This window comes from Mycobacterium sp. ENV421, assembly GCF_002887815.1.
Classification (GTDB): Bacteria; Actinomycetota; Actinomycetes; order Mycobacteriales; family Mycobacteriaceae; genus Mycobacterium.
In genome coordinates this window covers 42,257-63,949 of record NZ_PDHO01000026.1, presented here as the reverse complement: position 1 = coordinate 63,949, position 21,693 = coordinate 42,257, and the positions used below count along the sequence as shown (strand labels likewise).

Below are 21,693 nucleotides of genomic sequence, written 5' to 3'. Positions count from 1 at the left end.
AGTTCGTGTCGCGGTTGACTGCCGTTCATCGGGCGTCCATAGCGTGTGCGCTCATGAGGATGAGAGCGGCGGCGCTGGCCGCAGCAGTGAGCCTGTCGGTGGTGCTGGCCCCCGTCGCGGCGGCCGATCCGAGTGTCGACACGTTCGGCGGCTGGAACCATCTCGTCGACAACGGCGACCAGGTGATCACGGTCTGGAAGATCACCGACCTGAAGCCCAGCACCGACACGATCCCCGGCTACCCGCTGGCGGGCACGTTGTGGGAGGCGACCGCCAAGGTGCGCGCAGCCAAGGGCACCGTCACGCCGATCATCCCGGATTTCAACGCGCGCGCCAACGGGGCCAACTACCCCGTGCTGTGGCAGGCCGCCACGCCGCAGGGCATCAGCGGCGCGACCCTGCAGCAGAGCGATACGTCCTGGGGCAAGCTGTATTTCGACGTGACCGGCCCCGCGCCGACCTCGGTGGTCTATAACAACGGGGTCGAGGACCTGCTGGTCTGGAAGTAGCTGTCGGACCGCAACTCAGCCTGTCGGCCGCTCATTGGGTCCCCAGTTCCACACCGCCGGATCGGCCTGCGGGTATTGCATGCAGACATCCGTGGCTTTGGCGACCACGCCCTTGTTGTTGAAGAACAGCTTCGCCCAGTTTCCCCAGTGGGTGGCCATCTGCTCGTAGTAGACGTTGGTCGCAGTGTCTTCCGAGTACTGTCGCCGGCCGGTCGCATCGAGAGAGAAGAACCAATAGATGCGGTCACGGGCTGCGTTCTCGACATCGACGGGGCGGTTGTTGTAGTCGATCATGTACCGCTGGTAGTACACCGGGGACGTATCGCGGGCCGCGGCCATGTATTGGTCGACGGTGCAGGTGGTTTCGATCATCCGCTTCGGAATCGGATAGTCATCGCTGGCATCTGCCGCGGCCTTTCCCGGCAGGGCAACCACGCCGGCGATCATGGCGGTCACGATCAGACCCGTCCACATCGGACCCCGAAGTCGTTCTCGCATTGTGTGCCTCACCCTCTACCGGTCTCGGCGACCTGCTGCAGCAGGACCACTTTGTCCGGGCAGTAGACCGGATATGCCATGCCCAGGAACTGCCAGGCCTGCGCTGTCGTGGCGTCTTGGGGCAGTTGTCGCGAGATGAACCGGGCGGAGTCGGCCGCGTTATGGTCGACACCGCGATCGAGGCGCTCACAGGCGATCTTGGCGATCCAGGCGTTGTAGTCCTTGGGCCCGTAAACGCCCACGGTATGAAGCTGATTCGCGAAATCGGTGTCCGGGTCGGCGTGTGCCGTGGCCGGCGCCGCGATCATCAGCGCGGCGCAGGCAGCCGTGACGATCCTGATCACCGGCCACCCCCTGACCGCCGCCGTCATGCCAGCGCCTCCTCACGGACGGGGTCGGCCTGCTGCGCCGGCCACGGCTGGGGGCGGGGGCGGGGCCGGACCCGTTGCGGCCACCAGAACCAGCGGCCGAGCAGTGTCGCGATGGACGGCGTCAACAGGGATCGCACGACCAGGGTGTCGAACAGCAGACCCAGTCCGATGGTCGTGCCGACCTGTCCGATGACGACCATCTTGCTCACCGCCATCGACGCCATCGTGAACGCGAAGACCATACCGGCTGCGGTGACAACGGAGCCGGTCCCCACCATCGCCCTGATGATCCCGGTCTTCACGCCGGCGTGGATCTCTTCCTTCATGCGCGACACCAGTAGCAGGTTGTAGTCCGCACCGACGGCCAGCAGGACGATCACCGACATCGGCATCACCATCCAGTGCAACGGCAGCCCGATGAGGTGTTGCCAGAGCAGAACCGACAGGCCGAACGACGCGGCGAGACTGAGCACCACGGTGCCCACGATGACCGCCGCAGCCGCCAGGGCTCTGGTGAGGATCACCATGATGACGAAGATCAGAATCAGCGCTGCGATCGCGGCGATGATCAGATCCCAGTTGGCCCCCTGTTGCATGTCGGCGTACATGGCCGCACTGCCACCGAGGTAGATGCTGGACCCCTCCAACGGGGTTCCCTTGATCGCGTCCGCGGCGGCGATCTTGAGCGGTTCGATCCGTGAGGTGCCTTCCTCGGTCAGCGGATCGCCCTGGTGAATGATGGTGAAGCGGACGGCGTGTCCGTCAGGTGAGAGGAACAACTTGATGCCGCGCTTGAAATCGTCGTTGTCGAAGGCTTCCGGCGGCAGGTAGAACGAGTCGTCGTTCTTGGCCGCGTCGAAGGCCTGACCCATCGCGTTGTTGTCCTTGAGCTGGGCCATGTTCTGGTCCTGCTGGGCCTTCTGCGCCTGATACTGATTGAGCATCAACTGCTTCTGGCTCTTCATCGACGCGATCATCGACGGCATGATTGTGACCATCTGTCCGGTCAGGTCGGACATCCGGTGAAGATCGGGCACGATGTCTTGGAAATCGTCCGACATCGTCGAGATGCCGTCGAGCGAGTCGAACACCGAGCGCAGCGACCAGCACATCGGAATGTCGAAACAGTGTGGCTCCCAATAGAAATAGTTGCGGATCGGCCGGAACTGATCGTCGAAGTCGGCAAGGTGGTCACGCACGGTCGCGATGTCGGCGGAGGTGACGTCCATCTTGGCGGCCATACTCCGGGTGACATCGGACAGCTGCTGGGTGATGCCCTGCATCTTGGTCATCGAGTCGATACTGACCTGCATGTCGTCGGCTTGTTTAAGAGTGTTGGCGATGATGGTCTGCTGGTAGTCGTTGTTCATGATCTGACCATTGCCGTTCTGGCTCAACGAATATGGAATGGTCGAGTGCTCGATCGGCTTACCCTCAGGCCGGGTGATGGTCTGCACCTGGGCGATCCCGTGCACTCGGGCCAGCGCCTTGGCGATCTTGTCGATGACGAGGAAGTCGGCCGGATTACGCAGATCGTGGTCGGACTCGACCATCAGCAGATCAGGATTCATCTTGGCCCGGGAGAAGTGCCGCTCCGCCGCGGTGTAACCGACATTGGCAGAGGCGTTGTCGGGCAGATAGATGCGGTCGTTGTAGGTCGTGTGATAGCCGGGCAGCGCCACCAGACCGACCAGCGAAACAGCGATGGCGCAGACCAGGATGGCACCTGGCCAGCGGACGGTGGCCGTGCCCACTCGATGCCACAGTTTGTGTCTCCCGTTGCCTTTGGGCTCCAGGACTCGGCCGAACCGACTCGCCAACGAGATGAGCGCCGGACCCAAGGTCAGCGCCATGGCGACCACGATCACCATGCCGCAGGCCAGCGGGATACCCATGGTCTGGAAGTACGGCAGCCGGGTGAAGTGCAGACACAGCGTCGCGCCGGCGATCGTGAGGCCCGACGCGAGCACGACATGGGCGGTGCCGTGGAACATGGTGTAGTAGGCCGATTCCCGGTCTTCACCTGCTCGGCGCGCCTCCTGATATCTGCCGATCAGGAAGATCGCGTAGTCCGTTGCCGCCGCGATGGCCAATGTCACAACCATATTGGTCGCGAACGTCGTCAACCCGAAAACGTTGTGATAGCCCAGGAACGCAACCACTCCCCTGGCGCCGGACAATCCGAGACCCATCATCACCATCACGATCAGTGTGGTGATGACCGACCGGTAGACGATCAGCAGCATGATCGCGATGACGCCGAACGTGACGAGTTCGATCGTCTGCATGCTCTTGTCGCCGATGATGTTCTGGTCGGTGGTGGTGGCAGCCGGCCCGGTCACGTACCCCTTCACCCCCGGCGGGGCGGGCGTGTCCGCGATGATCTTGCGGACAGCCTCCACCGATTCATTGGCGAGCGTCTCACCCTGGTCACCGCCGATGTACACCTGGACGTACGCGGCTTTGTTATCGGCGCTCTGTGCAGCCGCCGCGGTGAACGAATCGCCCCAGAAGTCCTGCACATGCTGGACATGCTTGGTGTCAGCGCGCAGTTCGGCGACGATCTTGTCGTAGTAGGCGTGCGCTTCGGCACCCAGCGGCTGATCGCCTTCGAGGACCACCATCACCGAGCTGCTGGTGTCGTATTCCTTGAACACCTGGCCGACCCGTTTGGTGGCGATCAGTGAGGGCGCGTCGTTGGGGCTCATCGAGACCGCGCGGAGCTTTCCGACATCCTCGAGTGTCGGCACCACGGTGCTGAGCACCACGATCAGTGCGATCCAGCCCAGAAGGATCGGCACCGCCAATGTTCGGATCAGCCGGGGAAGTCGCGGGCGGGCCCGGTGACGGGCGGCCGGGATGGCGTCGGTGGGCGTGTCGTCGACGTCGAGGCTCATGCGGATTTCACCAAGCAGAAGGTTGCGGCATTCATTCCCGTAGCGGTCCTTTCCTCCTTGACCACGTCATCGACGGTGATCCGGCATCCGATTTCGCTGCCGTCGCCCTGGGCGACGATGTTCGGCGAGGCCGACGGATTCGTCGTTCGCAGCGTCAAAGTCCATGGCAGCGAGACACTTCCGGTCCGCTGGGGCATGCCGTCGAGATCCACATAGTTGACCTCGGCGGTGGCACCCGAACCGAACACCTCGTAGGTCACGACTTTGGGATTGAAGTCCTCCGCACCGTCGGACGTAATCGGCGTCACGACCACCGGGTTCGAGCCGAAGATCTCGCGGGCGTTCTTCACCGCGGCGACTCCCGCGGCGGCGACGACAACGACGAGGACCGGGATCCACAACCGGCCGAGCACCCGGGTCATCGGAGCGCTTCCGCGCCCGCCATGGCGGGCGATTGACTTTGGCGCGCAACGGCTGTCGCGAGCGGAGGGTCGCCAGCAGTTCTCATGGCCCCGGCCTTTCAGCGTGGACGACCGCGGCACGAGCGGCCGGGAGTACTGATCAGTACCGAGAGATAAGCTAACTATAAAAACGGATAGAGTCAATCCACTTATTTGTGGCGGTCGTTACACTCGGACACGTGAGACCCGATTCGGCCAAGGAGCGTCCGCTGCGCAAGGACGCGCAGCGCAACCGGCAGCGCATCATCGACGCGGCACGCGACCTTTTTGCGCAGAAGGGCATCGAGCCCAGCCTCAACGACGTCGCTCACCACGCCCGGGTGGGAGTCGGCACCGTGTACCGGCGCTTTGCCACCAAGGAAGAACTGCTGGAAGCGATCTTCTCGGACGGGATCAATCAGCTGAGCACGTTTGCCGAATTGGCGGCGCGCCAGGAGGATTCGTGGCAGGGCTTCGCGTGGTTCGTCGAGCAGATGTGTCAGCTGACCGCAACAGACCGAGGTCTGCGGGAGATCGCCTTCAGCAAGAGCTGCGCCGGCGACCGGGTCAGCGCCGCCCAAGAGCGGCTGGTGCCGGCACTGAACAAACTGGTCGAGCGAGCACAGGCGGACGGTCACCTACGGCCGGAGATCGCCGCTCCGGACATGCCCGTCCTGGGGTTGCTCGCCGGAACCGTGAGTGAGTTCGCCGGCCCGGTCAACACCGAGCTGTGGCGCCGTTACGTCGCATTGTTCATCGACGGACTGCGCTGCCGGACCGGCCAGACCCGGCTGCCGGTGGAGGCACTCAGCGAAACCGAACTCGACCTCGCCATGCACACCTGGGAGCCGGCGGGCGCACCCGCGGTCACTCCCCGCTGACGTCGAGACCGTGCGCGGCGGAGAACGCCAGCGCCTGCGCGACGTCGATGCGCGCGCCCCGGCACGCGGCGGCGGTCCACAGCGTGGGGTCGATGCGCGCGCCCCGCAGGTCGGCCTGCTCGAGTCGCAGCCCGTTGGTGCGCGCACCGGTCAGATCGGCGCCGCGCAACACCGCCTTCCGCAGATCGGCCTGCACCAGGCTCGCTTCTCGCAGCCGGCACCCGGACAGGTCAACTCCGCGAAGGTCGGCGCCGCCGAGCACCGCGAGGGTGAAATCGACTTCATCGCAGACGAGCGGGCGCAGGCGGCAGTTCTCGAAGGTCGATCCGAGCATGCTGCAGTTCCGGAAAGTGCTGTGCCACAGGGTGGTCCGCAGGAATCGGCAGTTCCGGAATGCCGACCCCCGGTGCACCGATTCGGACAGGTTGGCGCCACCGAAATCGCATTCGGTGAACACCACCTGATCGGTCTGCAGGCCGGAGAGATCCTCGTCGCGAAAGTCGTGGCCGACGAATTCGCGATCGGTCCAGTGGTGCTCCGCCTCCACTAGTTCGACGCCAGGCTCGCCAGTGCGTACTCGCTGATCGCGATCAGCGCGTCGGTGGCCGATTTACGGTCCCTGGCGTCGACGGTGACCACCGGAGTGGTGTCGGGCAGCGTGAGCGCACGCCGCACCTCGTCGGTGGGATATTGTGGCGCGCCGTCGAATTCGTTGACCGCGATCAGGAACGGCATCTTGCGGTGCTCGAAGAAGTCGACGGCGGCGAAACTGTCCTGCAGGCGGCGCACATCGACCAGGATGATCGCCCCGATGGCGCCGCGCACCAAGTCGTCCCACATGAACCAGAACCGGCGCTGGCCGGGAGTGCCGAACAGGTAGAGCACCAGATCCTGGTCGAGGGTGATACGCCCGAAGTCCATCGCGACCGTCGTCGTCGACTTATCTGGTGTGGCGTCGAGCACATCCACCGCGGTGGACGCGTCGGTCACCATCGCTTCGGTGCGCAACGGCATGATCTCCGACACCGCCCCCACGAAAGTGGTCTTGCCCGCGCCGAACCCACCCGCGACGACGATCTTCGTCGAGGCGGATGATCGCCCCTCAGAGGGCTCGTAGGCCACGGAGGGTCCTTCCTATCAGGTCGCGGCGCTCGTCGGGTGTCGAGCGGTCGGTCAATGTCGTCCGTACCCGAAGATAGCCCGCCGTCACGAGGTCACCGACCAGGACGCGCGCGACACCGAGCGGAAGATCCAGCACGGCCGAGATCTCGGCCACCGAGGGGCTGTCGGCGCACAGGTCACAGATGCGCCCGCGGACATCCCCTGACGGCCAGTGGTGCGGCTTCGCCGACGGCACGGCCTGAATCGGCGCTTCGACCGGAAGCTCCACGGAGGTGTCGGTGCGCCCCGCGGTCAGCGTGTAGGGGCGTACCAGGTTCGCCTCGGCGTCACCGGTCACGACGGGTGGGTGGCCCGCCGCGACGATGAGACGACGGTGCCCACCCGTTCCACCAGAACCGCCATCTCGTAACCGATTTGGCCGATATCGCAGCTGGGCGCGGCCAGTGTGGCCAGGTGCGATCCGTCCCCGACCCGCATCACCAACAGGTAGCCGCCGGCCATCTCGACGACTGATTGCAGTACCTGACCTGCCTCGAAGAGCTGGGCGGCCCCCGCGGCCAGGCTGGCCAGCCCGGAGGTCACCGCGGCGAGCTGCTCGGCGCGATCACGAGGCAGTTGCTCGCTCGCCGCGATGAGCAGGCCGTCGACCGAGACGAGCACCGCGTGCGAGACTCCGTGCACGTCGCGGGCGAAGTTGGACACCAGCCAGTCGAGCGAATTGTTCTGCGGCCGCTGCGGCACGGTCATGAGTGGTCTTGTCCGTTCTCTGCGGAACCGGCCTGACGATCCGACCGCGCCGCGCGCACGCCGCCGAAGTGGCTGCTGAACGAGGCGCGGACCGCGTCGGGATCGCGTTGCGGGAGCGCGGGGGCCGGCGACTCGGCGGCGCCGGGCACCAGCCGGGCGCCGGGATCGCGGACCGGCAGGCCGTGTTCGGTGTGGTCCTGCACGGGTACGTTGTCCACCTCGGCTGCGGTCTCCCAGCCGTTGTCCCACACCGACTTCCAATCCTGGGGCACGGCAATGGTGTGCGGGTCGACCATCAGCTCGTTGAGCATCTTCTGGTAGATGAAATCGGTGTCGGTGTCCTCGAAATCGGGCGCAGACAGCCCTGCCGCCAGCACATCCATATCGCTGATGTCGAGGTGCTCGTCGCGCGTCTCCTCGGCGCGGGCACGAGCCGCGAAGAACCCTGAGGTGTCCGACGCGTGCGCGTTCTCGACAGCCGACTGCTCCGCCCCCGCGAACCACAGCGACGGCTCGGGCTCGGGCTCGGGCTCCGGCTGAGGCTTGGTCTGGGGCTGGGGCGGCGGCGCTCCGGTGATGCCGCTGGTGCCCGGGGATCGTCGCGGCAACCCACTCGGATCGACCGCGTCCGGCTCGGCCGTAGCCGGGGCCGGCGCTTCGTGAATGTCTTGCCCGGCAGGCTTTTCGGAGGGAGCGTCATACCGCTGCTCGTCGGTGCCGACCGGCTCGCCGTGCTCCAGGAGTTTGGCCGGGATGTAGAGCTCGGCAGTCGTTCCCGACGACGGCTCCCCCTCGACGGCGTTGCGCAGCCGCACCTGCATGCCGTGCATGTGCGCCAGCCGCCCGACCACGAACAACCCCATGTGCCGGGTGTTGTCCGGGCTGACCTCGCCACCGGCGTGCAGGCGCATGTTGGCGATCCGCAGGTCGCTGTCCGTCATGCCGATGCCGTCGTCGTGCACCTCGATCACGACCCCGGCATTGTCTGCGTGCACCGCGGTGACCCGCACCGGCGAGATCGGCGGCGAATACCGCAGCGCGTTGTCGATCAGCTCGGCGAGCATGTGCACCGCGTCGGCGGAGACGCGCCCGATCAGGGCCGAGTCGGACACCTCGCCGATCTCCACCCGCTTGTAGTCCTCGACCTCGGAGACCGCGCCGTTGACCGCGCTGGCCAACGGCAACGACTCGCGGTGGTCGCGCGACACCTGCGCGCCGGCGAGCACCAGCAGGTTGGAGCCGATGCGACGCATCCTGGTCGCCAGATGGTCGAGCCGGAAGAGGTTGTCGAGCCGTTCGGGGTCTTTCTCGTTGCGTTCCAGCTGGTCGATGAGCGAGAGCTGCTGATCGACGAGCGTTCGGTTGCGCCGCGACATCGTTTCGAACATCTCGTTGATGACCAGCCGCAGCCGCGCCTCGTCGCCGGCCAGCAGCAGCGCCTGGGTGTGCAACTCGTCGACCGCGTGGGCGACCTGGCCGATCTCCTCGGTGGTGTAGACCGGCAGCGGCTCGGGTTCGCGTTCGTCGCCGGCCCGGACCCGGGCGATGCCCTGCTCCAGATCGGTGTGCGCGACGCGCAGGGCGCCGTCGCGCAGGATGCGCAGCGGTCGGACCAGGGACCGGGCGACCAGGAACACCACGACCAGCGCGACGATGAAGGCAGCCAGCGCCAGCAATCCGTCGCGGATGACGGCGTGACGGCGGTCGGCGGCCAGCCGCTGCACCGAGGTGGTGACCTCGTCGGTGGTGCTCGCGACGACCTTCTCCGCGATGGCGTCGGTGGCCTGCAACGATTGGCGCAGGTCGGCGTTACCCGCCAGCGTGGCGTCCGGGCTGGACATGATGCCCATCCGGCGAACCATCTCGTTCTGCAGCGTCTTGGCCTCGGGCGAGCCGACGCCGAGGACCTGGCTCATGCCGAACAACGTCGACGGCTCGGTGCCGGCCAGCGTGATCATCGACGTGCGCAGTTCCGGCTCGGGTAGGTCGCCGCCCTGCTCGACGAGCAGCTCCTGCATCAGCATCTGGCCGCGGGCGCCGATCGCGCGACTCAATCCCTGGGTCTGGACGCGCAGTTTCTCGTCGTCGAGGCGCACCGAGCCGTTGATGGCGTCTTCAGCGGTCAACAGGATCGGCGCGTAGGTGGTGATGCGGTCGCGCAGCCCAATCGTGTTCGCCGACACCGCCGCCACCAGTTCCTGGCCACCGGTGAGCAGGTTGGTCACCCCGGTACGGACGTCGGGCGCGACGTCGGTGGAATTGAGCTTGTTCTGCAGGGTGGCTTTGCTCTTGTCGAATGTGTTAGCCGCTGACTGGGTGTCCCCGTTCGACGAATAGGCCAGCAGCACTCCCTGCAGGGCGCCGACATAGCCCTCGATCACCGGAATCATCTGGGCGCGATCGGCGGCGACCTGCAGCTCCCGCGCCGACTCGACGCCGTCCCAGATGCGGGCTCCGGCGAAGGCGAGCGCGAGCGCGAGTGGAACAGCCACGATCGCAAACACTTTGCCGCGCACCGGCCAGTTGCGTAGCGACCACCGCGACGGCCGCTTCGGCGGCACGGCTGTCGGCTGTTGAATCTGATTCATCCGGAGACTTCCTGGTCATCGCTGCCCGTGTTGACCACAACGGAGCTGCGCATAACCCCTGGCAATTCGTCGAGTATGACAGCGATTGCCCAGCACTTCCAGAGTCGTTACTGAACAGAGAGATACCGGTGACGCCCACCCATTACGCCTATGGGGGTGTCGAGCAAATTGCGCTGCGGCACAACTGAGATCATGAACTCAGACGAATTACCTACGCTGGTTTGAGCAGCGCGACGAGAAAGTCGGAGTCATCGGAAAAGGGCCGCACATCCCAGGTGGACAGCAGCAGATCGGGCGCGAGCCCGGCGTGAGCGGCGTCGTCGAGGAACTGGCTGTACTCATAGTCGCGCCCCGCGCCGAAACCGATCACCGCGCGGCCATCGGCTTTGAGGTGGGCGCGCAGCCGGCTCAGCACCTGCACGCGGGTGCTGGGCGCGACGAACGTCATGACGTTGCCTGCCGAGACGATGATGTCGAACGGTTCGGTGATACCGCGCGCAGGCAGGTCGAGTTCGGCGAGATCGCCGACCAGCCAGCGCGGGCCGGGATGGTCCTCTTCGGCCGCCTCGATCAGCGCCGGGTCGACGTCGACGCCGACAACGTCATGACCGACCGACGCCAGATATCCGCCCACCCGGCCGGGACCGCAGCCGGCGTCGAGGATGTGGGAGCCGCGGGCAGCCATCGCATCCACGAAGCGGGCCTCGCCGACCAGGTCGTCACCGGCGCGGGCCATCGCACGGAACCGCTCGATGTACCACCGCGAATGCCCGGGATCGGCCGCGACTTTCTGCATCCAGATACTGGTCTCGACCATGCCGCCATTATCCCCGTGTCCGGAGGGTGGCTGTGTTCAGGCTGATGTTCTACTCACCGCGGATCGCACCGAACACCGGTAACGCCATCCGCATGGTTGCCGCGACCGGATGCGAATTGCATCTGGTGGAGCCGTTGGGCTTCGACCTGTCCGAACCGAAGCTGCGCCGGGCCGGATTGGACTACCACGACCTGGCGTCGGTGACGGTGCACGCCAGCCTGGATCAGGCGTGGGCGGCGGTGGCCGGCGCGCGGGTATTCGCGTTCACAGCGCACGCCACCCGGTCGTCGTTCGATATCGCCTACCAGCCGGGCGACGTGATGCTCTTCGGCCCGGAACCGACCGGTCTGGACGCCGCCACGCTGGCCGACCCGCACATCACCGAGCAGGTGCGGATCCCGATGCTGTCCGGGCGGCGGTCACTGAATCTGTCCAACGCTGCCGCGGTGGTGGCCTATGAGGCGTGGCGGCAGCACGGCTTCGAAGGTGGGGTTTAGACCCGCCGGGTCACCAGGTGTCCCAATGGGTGAGCTGCTCGGCGGGCAGCCGCTTGGCGGGCTTGAAGTCGGTGCCCTTGGTGTAGGCGATCGGCCACAGGCCGCCCTGGGTGTAGCGATCGAACGGGATGCCGAGCAGCTCGGCGGCCTGCTTTTCGCCGTCCCCGATCAGGTGCAGCGTCGTGTACGCCGAGCCCAGCCCGCGGGACCGCAGGGCCAGCATGAAACTCCAGACGGCCGGAATGAGGGAACCCCAGTAGGACGCCTGCATGCCGGCGGGGGCGCCGTCGGGGCGGCCCTCCAGGCACGGGATCAGGAACACCGGAGCCTTCTCGAGGTTCTCGTTGAGGTATTTGGCCGAGCTGAGCACCGAGTCCATCTGCGCATCGCGCATATCGCCGCGAACCGGGGCGGGCATGTCGAGGTAGGGCGTGCCGGTGGCCCGGTAGATATCGGCCAGCGCCTTCTTCTTGGCGGGATCCTCGACGAACAGGAATTGCCAGCCTTGGGCATTGGAACCCGTCGGCGCCTGCAGGGCCAGATCCAGACACTCCATCAGCACCTCGCGCGGCACGGGCTTGTCGAAGTCGAGCCGCTTGCGCACCGATCGGGTGGAAGTGAGGAGTTCATCAACGGTCAGATCGAGTGTCATGAGGCGAGACTACATTCGGCGATATGGCAACTGAACTGGATCAAGAGGTGCGCGATCGGCTTGTCGGCGACAACTTCGGCTGGTTGACAACAGTCGCCAAATCCGGCCAGCCGGTGCCCAAGCTGGTGTGGTTCTTCTTCGACGGCACCGACGTCATCATCTACACCGCACCCGGCTCGGCCAAGGTACGTCACATCGGGTCGCATCCGCGGGTCAGCCTGAATCTGGACTCCAGCGGCGACGGCGGCGGCATCATCGTCGTCGGCGGTCCCGCCACCGTCGACAGCGAGGACGCCGACCCGCGTGACGACCCGGCGTTCTGGGCGAAATACGGTGCACTGTCCGATCAAGCCGGGTTGACCGACTCGATGGGCGGGTACAACCTGCGGCTGCGGATCAGCATCGACAAGGTGTGGACGACGCCGACGGAGTAGCGCTCGACTGTGCGTGCTCATACGGCAATCGCGGCGTGTCGCGGATGAAATCGCACACTGGAGGTTTCGACTACCTGAAATCCCGGGAGCGCGAACTCACTTTCAACGTGATGCGGCCCATCCGCTCAGCCATCACGGTCACCGCGCCGGTGGCGTTCTGCACCTGCCCGCGGATCAGCAGCGCCGATGCGGTCTGGGCAAGCTTGCGATGCCGATTCCACACCCCCGGCGTGCACAGCACATTGACCATGCCGGTCTCGTCCTCGATGTTCATGAACGTCACGCCCTGGGCGGTGGCCGGCCGTTGCCGGTGTGTCACCGCACCGGCGATCAGCACCCGGCTGCCGTCCGGCACGTCCAACAGCCGGTCGGCAGTGACCACACCTATCGCGTCGAGGTCCTCGCGCAGGAACTGGGTGGGATAGCTGTCCGGTGAGATGCCGGTGGCCCACACATCGGAGGCGGCCAACTCCACCTCGGTCATACCGGGCAACGCCGGCACGTGTGATGACGAGCCGACGCCGGGCAGCCGGTCTGGCCGCTGAGACGCCGCCGCCCCGGCCGCCCACAGCCCCTCCCGCCGGGTGATCGCGAAACAGCCCAGCGCGCCGGCGGTGGCCAGCGCCTCGGTTTGTGGAACCGAAAGCTGCACCCGCCCAGTAAGATCCACCAGTGATGCGTAGGACCCACCGGCGTCACGCTCCTCGACGATCCGCTCAGCCAGCTCGTCACCGATATGCCGCACGGCGCCCAATCCCAGCCGCACCTCCATCCCGGAATTCTCCAGTGTGGGATGCGCCAAGCTGGCATTGACATCGGGCCCGTGCACCGTCACCCCGTGCCTGCGGGCGTCGGCGACCAGCGACTGCGGCGAATAGAAACCCATCGGCTGGGCGCGCAGCAGGGCGGCACAGAACGCCGCCGGGTGGTGCAGCTTGAACCACGAGGAGTAGTACACCAGCGAGGCGAAGCTCAGCGAATGGCTCTCCGGGAAACCGAAATTGGCGAAGGCTTCCAGCTTGTCGTAGATCCGGTCGGCAACCTCGCCGGTGATGCCGTGGCGCTGCGCCATCCCGGCATAAAACCGGTCCCGCAGCCGTCGCATCTTCTCGGTGGAACGTTTGGAACCCATGGCCCGGCGCAGTTGGTCGGCCTCGGCGGCCGAAAATCCGGCGCAATCCACCGCCAGCTGCATGAGCTGCTCCTGGAACAGCGGCACCCCCAACGTCTTTCGCAGCGCAGGTTCCATCGACGGGTGGTCGTAGGTGACCTCCTCGAGACCGTTGCGCCGTTTGATGTAGGGGTGCACCGAGCCGCCCTGGATGGGCCCTGGACGGATCAGTGCCACCTCCACCACCAGGTCGTAGAACACCCGCGGCTTCAACCGCGGAAGGGTGGCCATCTGGGCGCGCGACTCCACCTGGAACACCCCGACGGAATCCGCCTTCTGCAGCATCTCGTACACCGCGGGTTCGGACAGATCCAGGCGAGCCAGGTCGACCTCGATGCCTTTGTGTTCGGCCACCAGATCGATGCAGTAGTGCAGCGCCGAGAGCATGCCGAGGCCCAGCATGTCGAACTTCACCAATCCGATTGCCGCGCAGTCATCTTTGTCCCACTGCAGCACGCTGCGGTTCGCCATGCGTGCCCACTCCACCGGGCAGACGTCGGCGATCGGGCGGTCGCAGATCACCATACCGCCGGAGTGGATGCCCATGTGCCGGGGCAGGTTCTTGATCTGGACCGCCAGGTCGACCACCGGCTCGGGGATGCCCTCGAGGTCGGCCGAGTCGGCCTCGGAGTGCCAGTGACTGATCTGCTTACTCCAGGCATCCTGCTGCCCCTGCGAAAAGCCGAGAGCACGGGCCATATCGCGCACCGCACTCTTGCCCCGGTAGGTGATGACGTTGGCGACCTGCGCGGCATAGTCGCGGCCGTAGCGGTCGTAGACGTACTGGATGGCCTTCTCCCGAAGATCCGATTCGATGTCGATATCGATGTCGGGTGGACCGTCACGGGCCGGGGACAGGAAGCGCTCGAAGAGCAGCTCGTTGGCGATCGGGTCGACGGCGGTGACGCCCAGCGCGTAACACACCGCGGAGTTGGCTGCCGATCCCCTGCCCTGACAAAGGATTTTGTTCTCCCGGCAGAATCGGGTGATGTCGTGGACCACCAGGAAGTACCCCGGGAACTTCAAGGCGGCAATGACCTCGAGTTCGCGCTCGAGCTGGGCGTAGGCCTCCGGCGCACCGGCGCGCGGTCCATAGCGCCGGGCGGCGCCGACCATCACCAGCTCGCGCAACCAGCTGTCCTCGGTGTGCCCGTCGGGAACATCAAACGGTGGCAGCTGCGGGGCGATCAGCGCCAGCCCGAAAGCGCACTGCTCGCCGAGATCTGCTGCAGCGCTGACGGCTTCGGGGTACTGGGAAAATAGCCGAGCCATCTCGTCGCCGGACCGCAGGTGCGCACCGCCCACCGGGGCCAGCCAGCCGGCGGCCTCATCCAGCGACTGGCGTGCCCGAATCGCCCCCATCGCCATGGCGAGCCTGCCGCGGCTCGGTTCGGCGAAGTGCGCCCCGGTGGTGGCGACGACCCCCACCCCGAACCGGGGAGCCAGCGCGGCCAGCACGGCATTGCGCTCGTCGTCGAACGGATCACCGTGATGACTGAGTTCGATACTGACCCGGTCGCTGCCGAAGCGGTCCACCAGGTCGGCCAGCGCTGCGGCCGCCGCCTCCGGGCCACCTTGTGAAAGCGCCTGCCGGACATGACCTTTGCGACAACCGGTGAGAATGTGCCAATGTCCGCCTGCCGCCTCGGTGAGCGAGTCGTAGTCGTAGCGCGGTTTGCCCTTCTCGCCACCGGCCAGGTGCGCGGCAGACAACTGACGAGACAGCCGACGGTAGCCTTCCGGCCCGCGGGCCAGCACCAGCAGATGCGGACCCGGCGGGTCGGGCACCTCGGTGCGGGCGGTATTGCCCAGCGACAGTTCGGCACCGAAGACGGTGCGCATGTCGAGTTCCTTCGCGGCCTCGGCGAATCGCACCACGCCATAGAGACCGTCGTGGTCGGTCAGCGCGATGGCCCGCAGATCCAGGCGCGCAGCCTCCTCCACGAGTTCCTCGGGGGTGCTGGCCCCGTCGAGAAAGCTGTAGGCCGAATGCGCATGCAACTCGGCGTAGGGCACCGTCGAGCGCAGCGGGCGGTCACCGATCGGTTCGTAGGGTTCCCGTCGACGTGACCACGCCGGACTGTCTCCACCGTCGGCGTGCGGTTCACCCAGGGACAGGCCGGGGCGGCGGGGCTTGCCGTTGAGCACCCGCTCCATCTCGCCCCAACTCGGCGGCCCGTTGAACCAACGCACCCGCCCAGCCTAATCGAACATGTGTTCTAAGTCCGAACTGCCGGGGAAAACTAGACGAAGATGGTTGTCGAACCAAAGAGATGAGGGGCATGACGACGCAGGCACACGACCATGAGCTGGAGTCGGAGCGCGATTACCTGGCCGATCTCTATGACCGGCTCGACGCCAGGCGCAGATGGGTCAAGGCCCAGTACCGCGCCGCACTCTCCGGCCCGATCGACATCCAGGACGGCGGCACCCTGGTTGCCCGCGATGCCGAGGTGCGGACCCTGGCGCAATCCGCGGCGCGGTTGGACATCGCCGACCAGGGGCTGTGTTTCGGACGACTGGACGCCATTACGGGCGAGCGTCTCTACGTCGGCCGAATCGGCATCTTCGACGAGGACAACGAGCTACTCCTGCTCGACTGGCGGGCGCCGGCCGCCCGCGCGTTCTACATCGCCACCGCCGCCAACCCCGAGGGCATGCGTCGGCGTCGCCAGTTCCACTCTCTCGGGCGGCGGCTGGTCGACTTCACCGACGAGGTCTTCGGCCGCCCCGACCCGAACGCCGGTGACGACAGCCCGTACAGCAGTGACGCGGCACTGCTCGCGGCCGTCAACGCGCCCCGCGGCCCGGGCATGCGCGACATCGTGGCGACCATCCAGGCCGAGCAGGACGAGATCATCCGGCTCGACCACCCGGGCGTGCTGGTGATCGAGGGCGGCCCCGGCACCGGCAAGACCGTGGTGGCTCTGCATCGGGTGGCGTACCTGCTCTACACCCAGCGGGCGCGGATCGAACGCCACGGGGTACTCGTCGTCGGGCCCAACCAGGCGTTCATGAACCACATCGGGCGCGTGCTGCCGTCGCTGGGCGAGTCGGAAGTGGTGTTCGCCACCGTCGGCGATCTCCTGCCCGGTTTGCACGTCACCGCCGAGGACACCCCGGATGTCGCCCGCATCAAGGGTTCTCGCGCGATGCTGGATGTCCTCGCGGCGGCGATCGCCGACCGCCAACGTGTGCCCGAGCAGCCGTTGGAGATCCCGCTGGGCGATGTCACGATGCAGATCGCCGCCGACACCGCGCAATGGGCCATCGACGAGGCGCGCGCAAGCCGACTGCCGCACAACGCGGCTCGTGCGGTGTTCCGCGACATCGTCACCTACGTACTGACCGAGCGCGGGATCGCCCGGATCGGTCGTGGTTGGCTGACCCGCGACAATCGCGACGCCTGGGAGAAGGTGCGCGCGGATCTGCTCGCCGACCTCGAAGACAACGAGCGGTTCCTGTCGGCCCTCGATCAACTCTGGCCGGTCCTCGAGCCGCATGAGCTGCTGGCCGAGCTGTATACCTCGCCGGAGCGGCTACGCGCCGCCGGCGCCGACCCGGCGCTACTGCGGGAAGTCGGTGACGCCTGGACAACCTCGGATGTGCCGCTGCTCGACGAATTGGTCGATCTGCTGGGCCGCGACAAGGCGGCCGACGATGCCGCCGCACAGGCGCTCAAGGAAGAAACCGACTACGCCAGAGGCGTTTTGGAGAACATGGTCGCCCACGAGGATCTGATGGACGACGAGGACCATCTGCTCGCGCAGGACCTCATCGACGCCGCTGGCCTGGCCGAACGCTTCACCGAGCGCGACTACCGGGATCTCGCCGAACGCGCGTCCGCCGACCGGGACTGGACCTACCGGCACGTGGTGGTCGATGAGGCCCAGGAGCTCTCCGAGATGGACTGGCGGGTGCTGATGCGGCGCTGCCCGAGTCGGTCGTTCACGGTCGTCGGCGATCTCGCGCAGCGCCGCTCGATGGCCGGTGCGACGTCGTGGGCGGACATGCTGGAGCCGTACGTGCCCGGCCGGTGGGTGTACCGGTCGCTGTCGGTGAACTACCGCACCCCCGCCGAGATCATGACCGTCGCCGCCGCGGTATTGGCCGACTTCGCGCCGGACGTCCGGCCCCCGGAATCAGTACGCGCATGCGGTGTGCGCCCCTGGTCCCGGCAGGTCACCGCGGAGCAGATGCCGCGCGCCATCGACGAATTCGTGGCGGCGGAGGCCGATCACGACGGGACCAGCATCGTGATCGGACCGCCGGGCATGCCGGGTGTGGTCGCGCCGTCGGAAACCAAGGGCCTCGAGTTCGACGCGGTGCTGGTCGTCGAGCCGGAACTCATCCTCGCCGACGGTCCGCGCGGTGCGGCCGAGCTCTACGTCGCGCTCACCCGTGCCACCCAGCGGTTGGGTGTGCTGCATCAGCACCCGCTGCCGCCGGCGCTGGCCGGGCTTGTCGAACACAACCGATGACTTTCGGGGGTGGGGCGAGTCCATCCTTGTGACGGAACCCGACACAAAGGAGTCCCCATGTCCGCCCTGCCTCCGGTGGTCGATCAGCAGACCTGGCGCGCCGCACTCGACGAACTTCGCGCGCGCGAGAAGGCCGCCACCCGTGAACTCGACGCGATCGCAGCGCAACGCCGGCGGCTGCCCATGGTCGAGATGCCGAACTATGTCCTGACCGGACCCGACGGACCCGTCGCGCTGGCCGAGGTGTTCGACGGACGTTCGCAATTGATCGTCTACAACCACATGTGGAACGACGGCGCGGACTGGCAGTGCCCGGGCTGCACCGGTTTCACCTCCCAGTTCACCCGGCTGGAATTCCTGGACAACTACGACGCCCGCTTCGTGATCGTCACCAACGGACCGATCGACGAAGCCCTGGCCTACAAGGCCAAGGTCGGCAACAGAATGGATTGGTACTCGTCGGCGGGCAGCACGTTCGGCGCCGACGTCGACGCAGCCCCCGGTGGGGGCTTCGGGGTCAACGTCTTCCTGCGCGACGGCGAGACCGTCTACCGCACCTGGCACACCAACGGTCGCGGCACCGAGCAACTCAGCCACTCGTTCGCCCTCATCGACCTGCTGCCGTGGGGTCGGCAGGAAGAGTGGCAGGACTCCCCGGCCGGCTGGCCGCAGCGCCCGACATACTCCGGTTGGGCCGGCTCCGAGGACATCGCGCGCGCGTACGGCGAAAGTCCTACGCTGCACAGGTGACCAGCCCGCAGCTTCATCCGTCCGAGCCGCATCACGACGCCTTCGGCAGTCGACTGAACTGGTTGCGCGCCGGGGTCCTCGGCGCCAACGACGGCATCGTCTCGACCGCCGGCATCGTGGTCGGCGTCGCCGCGGCAACCGTCGAGCGGGGCCCGATCTTCACCGCAGGCATCGCGGCCCTGGCAGCCGGCGCACTGTCGATGGCGGTCGGTGAATACGTGTCGGTCAGCACGCAGCGCGATTCCGAGAAAGCGATGCTGTCCAAGGAACGCAACGAACTGGACACCGAGCCCGCCGCCGAGCTCGACGAGCTGGCCGCGCTCTACGAAGCCAAGGGCCTGTCCCCCGCCACCGCGCGCACGGTGGCCGAGGAGCTCACCGATCACGACGCGTTCGCCGCCCACGTCGACATCGAACTGCGTATCGATCCCGATGAACTGACCAACCCGTGGCAGGCCGCGTTCTCCTCGGCAGTGTCGTTCACGGTCGGCGCGGTGTTGCCGCTGCTGGCAATCCTGTTGCCACCGGCGTCGATTCGCGTGCCGATCACCTTCGTCGCCGTGCTGATCGCGCTGGGTGTCACCGGCTGGGTCAGCGCGCGCCTCGGCGGCGCCAATCCGCGGCGGGCGATCTACCGGGTGGTCATCGGAGGTGCGCTGGCGATGGCCGTCACGTTCGGCATCGGCCACCTCGTCGGCGGCGCGGTCGGCTGACCGTCGGCGCGACGGCCGCCGCGATCAGTCGCGGTATTCGGCTGAGCCGTCGTCGAGTACGACTCGCGTGTTGGAACCGTCCAGCCCGCCGGCCTCGGTGCGATACACCGCCCGGCCCGCTTCGGTGCGCCAGATCGAGGTCGTCAGCGTCTCTCCCGGGAAGACCGGCGAGGTGAATCGTGCGCTGACCGCGGTCAGCTTCGCCGCGTCGTTGCCTGCGAGTTCGGCCAGCAGCGCCCGGCCGGCGAACCCATACGTGCACAGCCCGTGCAGGATCGGCCTGTCGAAGCCGGCCATCTCACGGGCGAACCAGGGGTCGCTGTGCAGCGGATTGCGGTCGCCGGAAAGCCGGTAGATCAACGCCTGGTCGCCGCGGGTCGGCATCGCGATGCGCGCGTCCGGTTCGCGGTCGGGGAATTCGGGGGCCTGTGGACGTTGCCCGGGCTGGCCGCCGAACCCGCCCTCACCGCGGATGACCGCGGTCGACAAGGTCTCGGCGATCAGCTCGCCGGTGGCCGGATCAGTGCCCTTGCCCCGCATCACGATGATGGCGTTCTTGCCCTCGCCCTTGTCCTGGATGTCGGCCACCTCGGAGACCACCGAGAGCTGACCGGAGGCGGGCAGCGGGGCGTGCAAGCGGATCTCCTGCGAGCCGTGCAGCAGCATGCCCCAGTTGAACGACCCGACCTTGGTGGCAGCTCCGAACGCCGGGCAGCAGATGACCGCGAACGTCGGCAAGACCTGCTGGGTGATGTCGTGGCTGTTGTCGGTGGTGAAGGCCAGATCATCGGTACCCGCACCGACGCCGAGCGCATAAAGCATCGTGTCGCGATCGGTCCACTGGTAGGGCTGAGGGTCGGTGACCGCTCCGATTGCCGTGGGGTCGATGGCCATTGCCGCACTCCTGAGGTCGTGGATGGAGAAACTCCATAGTCGCACTGGCCAGAATCGCGCCCACCACAGCGTTCGACAAGGCACGCTAGGAGCATGCATCTTCCGCGCGCCCGGACCCTCGTCTCGCTGATCGCTGCATTCCTGGCGGCCGTCCTCCTCGCCAGCTGCAGTTCCGATACCCCGCACGATCGCACGATCACCCTGACGTTCATCCGGCACGCCGAGTCGGAAGCCAACGCGGCCGGGGTGATCGACACGTCCGTGCCAGGACCGTCGCTGACAGAAGCCGGCGAGCAGCAGGCGACCGCAACGGCCAACCGGCTGAAGAGCAATGGGTACGACGGTGTCTACGCCTCGGACATGGTGCGCACCCAGCAGACCGCGGCGCCGATGGCCAAGGCCCTGGGCAAGCAGGTCACCGTGCTGCCGGGCCTCAACGAAATCTCGGCCGGCTGGTTCGACGGCCGCAGCGTGAAGAACGCCGCCGCGACGTACATGGTCGCCCCGGCCGACTGGCTGCGCGGGGATACCGACTTCAGCATCCCCGGTTCGGTCAGCGGCGCCGAGTTCAACGGCAAGTTCACCGGGGCGGTGCAGCGCATCTACGAGAGCGGCAACAACAAGCCCGTCGCGTTTTCCAGCGCCGCCTCAATCATGTTGTGGACGTTAATGAATGCGCGTAACGCCAAGGACAGCCTGGCGACCGATCATCCGCTGCCCAACACCGGCCGGGTGGTGGTGACCGGCAATCCGGTGATCGGCTGGAGGCTGGTGGACTGGGACGGGATCACCTCGTTCTGAGATGACGCAGATGAGCTTCGGCATGCCGCTGCGCGTGCGGTACGTCGAATGCGACATGCAGGGCCGGGTTTTCAACGGCCACTATCTGACCTGGTTCGACATGGCCATCAACGAGGCCGTCCGCGACATCTTCGGCGACTACCAGGTTCTGCTCGACGGGGGCATCGACTTCGTGGTGGCCGCGGCAGAGTTGCAGTTCCGCCAGCCTGCGCGGTTCGACGACGACCTGGTGGTCGGCGTCGGCTTCGAACCCGTCGGCCGGACCTCGCTGAGCAGCCGCTTCGCCATCCGCCGCGGTGAGGAGCTGATCGCCGAGGCGACGATGATCCACGTCTGCGTCGACGCGGTGACGTTCGAGAAGCGGCCGTGGCCGGACTGGTTCCGGGAGCGGATGTCCTCAGCCTGTTGACCGCGGCGTGATCGGCGATCA

22 protein-coding genes are annotated in these 21,693 nt (G+C 66.7%); 9 read left to right on the top strand and 13 right to left on the bottom strand.

Annotated features, from left to right (window positions below; genetic code table 11):
• Positions 1-53: 53 nt before the first annotated feature.
• Complete coding sequence (locus CRM90_RS23465; RefSeq protein ID WP_102809332.1) at positions 54-509, top strand: MPT63 family protein; 456 nt, start codon at positions 54-56, stop codon at positions 507-509.
• Between the two features lie 15 nt (positions 510-524).
• Here CRM90_RS23465 and CRM90_RS23460 read toward each other — a convergent pair whose 3' ends face one another.
• From CRM90_RS23460 to CRM90_RS23445, 4 genes are read right to left on the bottom strand one after another with little or no spacing between them, the layout of a single operon-like run.
• Complete coding sequence (locus CRM90_RS23460) at positions 525-983, bottom strand: DUF5078 domain-containing protein (RefSeq protein WP_502693309.1); 459 nt, start codon at positions 981-983, stop codon at positions 525-527.
• A gap of 32 nt (positions 984-1,015) precedes the next feature.
• Positions 1,016-1,378, bottom strand: coding sequence for a DUF732 domain-containing protein (locus CRM90_RS23455; protein ID WP_102809330.1), 363 nt, complete (start codon positions 1,376-1,378; stop codon positions 1,016-1,018).
• Positions 1,375-4,275: an MMPL/RND family transporter gene (locus CRM90_RS23450; RefSeq protein WP_102809329.1), complete on the bottom strand. Its 2,901-nt coding sequence runs from the start codon at positions 4,273-4,275 to the stop codon at positions 1,375-1,377. The genes CRM90_RS23455 and CRM90_RS23450 overlap by 4 nt, the downstream gene beginning before the upstream one ends.
• The gene (locus CRM90_RS23445; RefSeq protein WP_102809328.1) at positions 4,272-4,697 is read right to left on the bottom strand and encodes an MmpS family transport accessory protein; all 426 of its coding nucleotides are present in this window, start codon (positions 4,695-4,697) and stop codon (positions 4,272-4,274) included. Before CRM90_RS23445 ends, CRM90_RS23450 begins: the two co-directional genes overlap by 4 nt.
• A gap of 194 nt (positions 4,698-4,891) precedes the next feature.
• On the opposite strand from CRM90_RS23445, the gene CRM90_RS23440 reads away from it, so the two are divergent.
• A complete protein-coding gene (locus tag CRM90_RS23440) occupies positions 4,892-5,596 on the top strand; it encodes a TetR/AcrR family transcriptional regulator (RefSeq protein WP_370508684.1) in 705 nt (234 codons plus the stop codon).
• Here the strand turns inward: CRM90_RS23440 and CRM90_RS23435 are convergent.
• The 6 genes from CRM90_RS23435 to CRM90_RS23410 all read right to left on the bottom strand — a co-directional run bounded on the left by CRM90_RS23435 (position 5,583) and on the right by CRM90_RS23410 (position 10,870).
• A complete protein-coding gene (locus CRM90_RS23435; protein WP_102809326.1) occupies positions 5,583-6,143 on the bottom strand; it encodes a pentapeptide repeat-containing protein in 561 nt (186 codons plus the stop codon). The genes CRM90_RS23440 and CRM90_RS23435 overlap by 14 nt on opposite strands.
• On the bottom strand, positions 6,143-6,718 hold the full coding sequence (locus tag CRM90_RS23430) for a GTP-binding protein (RefSeq protein ID WP_102809325.1): 576 nt from the start codon (positions 6,716-6,718) through the stop codon (positions 6,143-6,145). Before CRM90_RS23430 ends, CRM90_RS23435 begins: the two co-directional genes overlap by 1 nt.
• Positions 6,699-7,055: a DUF742 domain-containing protein gene (locus CRM90_RS23425; protein WP_102809324.1), complete on the bottom strand. Its 357-nt coding sequence runs from the start codon at positions 7,053-7,055 to the stop codon at positions 6,699-6,701. The genes CRM90_RS23430 and CRM90_RS23425 overlap by 20 nt, the downstream gene beginning before the upstream one ends.
• Positions 7,052-7,465 (bottom strand): roadblock/LC7 domain-containing protein, encoded by a 414-nt coding sequence (locus CRM90_RS23420; protein ID WP_102809323.1) that lies wholly within the window; start codon positions 7,463-7,465, stop codon positions 7,052-7,054. The genes CRM90_RS23425 and CRM90_RS23420 overlap by 4 nt, the downstream gene beginning before the upstream one ends.
• On the bottom strand, positions 7,462-10,053 hold the full coding sequence (locus tag CRM90_RS23415) for a sensor histidine kinase (RefSeq protein ID WP_102809322.1): 2,592 nt from the start codon (positions 10,051-10,053) through the stop codon (positions 7,462-7,464). Before CRM90_RS23415 ends, CRM90_RS23420 begins: the two co-directional genes overlap by 4 nt.
• A gap of 211 nt (positions 10,054-10,264) precedes the next feature.
• Complete coding sequence (locus CRM90_RS23410; RefSeq protein WP_102809321.1) at positions 10,265-10,870, bottom strand: class I SAM-dependent methyltransferase; 606 nt, start codon at positions 10,868-10,870, stop codon at positions 10,265-10,267.
• Positions 10,871-10,902: 32 nt separating this feature from the next.
• On the opposite strand from CRM90_RS23410, the gene CRM90_RS23405 reads away from it, so the two are divergent.
• Entirely contained in the window at positions 10,903-11,367 is a 465-nt protein-coding gene (locus CRM90_RS23405) for a tRNA (cytidine(34)-2'-O)-methyltransferase (protein WP_102809344.1), read from the top strand.
• 10 nt (positions 11,368-11,377) lie between these two features.
• Here CRM90_RS23405 and CRM90_RS23400 read toward each other — a convergent pair whose 3' ends face one another.
• Positions 11,378-12,019: a nitroreductase family protein gene (locus tag CRM90_RS23400; protein WP_036340623.1), complete on the bottom strand. Its 642-nt coding sequence runs from the start codon at positions 12,017-12,019 to the stop codon at positions 11,378-11,380.
• A 23-nt stretch (positions 12,020-12,042) separates the two neighbouring features.
• Between CRM90_RS23400 and CRM90_RS23395 the strand changes: the two genes are divergently transcribed.
• A complete protein-coding gene (locus CRM90_RS23395; protein WP_102809320.1) occupies positions 12,043-12,453 on the top strand; it encodes a TIGR03667 family PPOX class F420-dependent oxidoreductase in 411 nt (136 codons plus the stop codon).
• A 70-nt stretch (positions 12,454-12,523) separates the two neighbouring features.
• On the opposite strand, the gene CRM90_RS23390 is transcribed toward CRM90_RS23395, so the two are convergent.
• On the bottom strand, positions 12,524-15,817 hold the full coding sequence (locus CRM90_RS23390; protein ID WP_102809319.1) for an error-prone DNA polymerase: 3,294 nt from the start codon (positions 15,815-15,817) through the stop codon (positions 12,524-12,526).
• Between the two features lie 89 nt (positions 15,818-15,906).
• On the opposite strand from CRM90_RS23390, the gene helR reads away from it, so the two are divergent.
• From helR to CRM90_RS23375, 3 genes are read left to right on the top strand one after another with little or no spacing between them, the layout of a single operon-like run.
• A complete protein-coding gene (helR, locus tag CRM90_RS23385) occupies positions 15,907-18,105 on the top strand; it encodes an RNA polymerase recycling motor ATPase HelR (protein ID WP_199190015.1) in 2,199 nt (732 codons plus the stop codon).
• A gap of 57 nt (positions 18,106-18,162) precedes the next feature.
• Positions 18,163-18,855: a DUF899 domain-containing protein gene (locus CRM90_RS23380; RefSeq protein ID WP_102809318.1), complete on the top strand. Its 693-nt coding sequence runs from the start codon at positions 18,163-18,165 to the stop codon at positions 18,853-18,855.
• Positions 18,852-19,568 carry a VIT1/CCC1 transporter family protein gene (locus tag CRM90_RS23375; protein WP_102809317.1) on the top strand — a complete coding sequence of 239 codons (717 nt, stop codon included), beginning with the start codon at positions 18,852-18,854 and terminating at the stop codon, positions 19,566-19,568. Before CRM90_RS23380 ends, CRM90_RS23375 begins: the two co-directional genes overlap by 4 nt.
• Before the next feature lie 24 nt (positions 19,569-19,592).
• Here CRM90_RS23375 and CRM90_RS23370 read toward each other — a convergent pair whose 3' ends face one another.
• On the bottom strand, positions 19,593-20,462 hold the full coding sequence (locus CRM90_RS23370; RefSeq protein ID WP_102809316.1) for a MaoC family dehydratase: 870 nt from the start codon (positions 20,460-20,462) through the stop codon (positions 19,593-19,595).
• 93 nt (positions 20,463-20,555) lie between these two features.
• On the opposite strand from CRM90_RS23370, the gene CRM90_RS23365 reads away from it, so the two are divergent.
• Entirely contained in the window at positions 20,556-21,263 is a 708-nt protein-coding gene (locus CRM90_RS23365; RefSeq protein WP_102809315.1) for a histidine phosphatase family protein, read from the top strand.
• 10 nt (positions 21,264-21,273) lie between these two features.
• A complete protein-coding gene (locus CRM90_RS23360) occupies positions 21,274-21,672 on the top strand; it encodes an acyl-CoA thioesterase (protein WP_233209472.1) in 399 nt (132 codons plus the stop codon).
• The last annotated feature ends 21 nt before the right edge of the window (positions 21,673-21,693 follow it).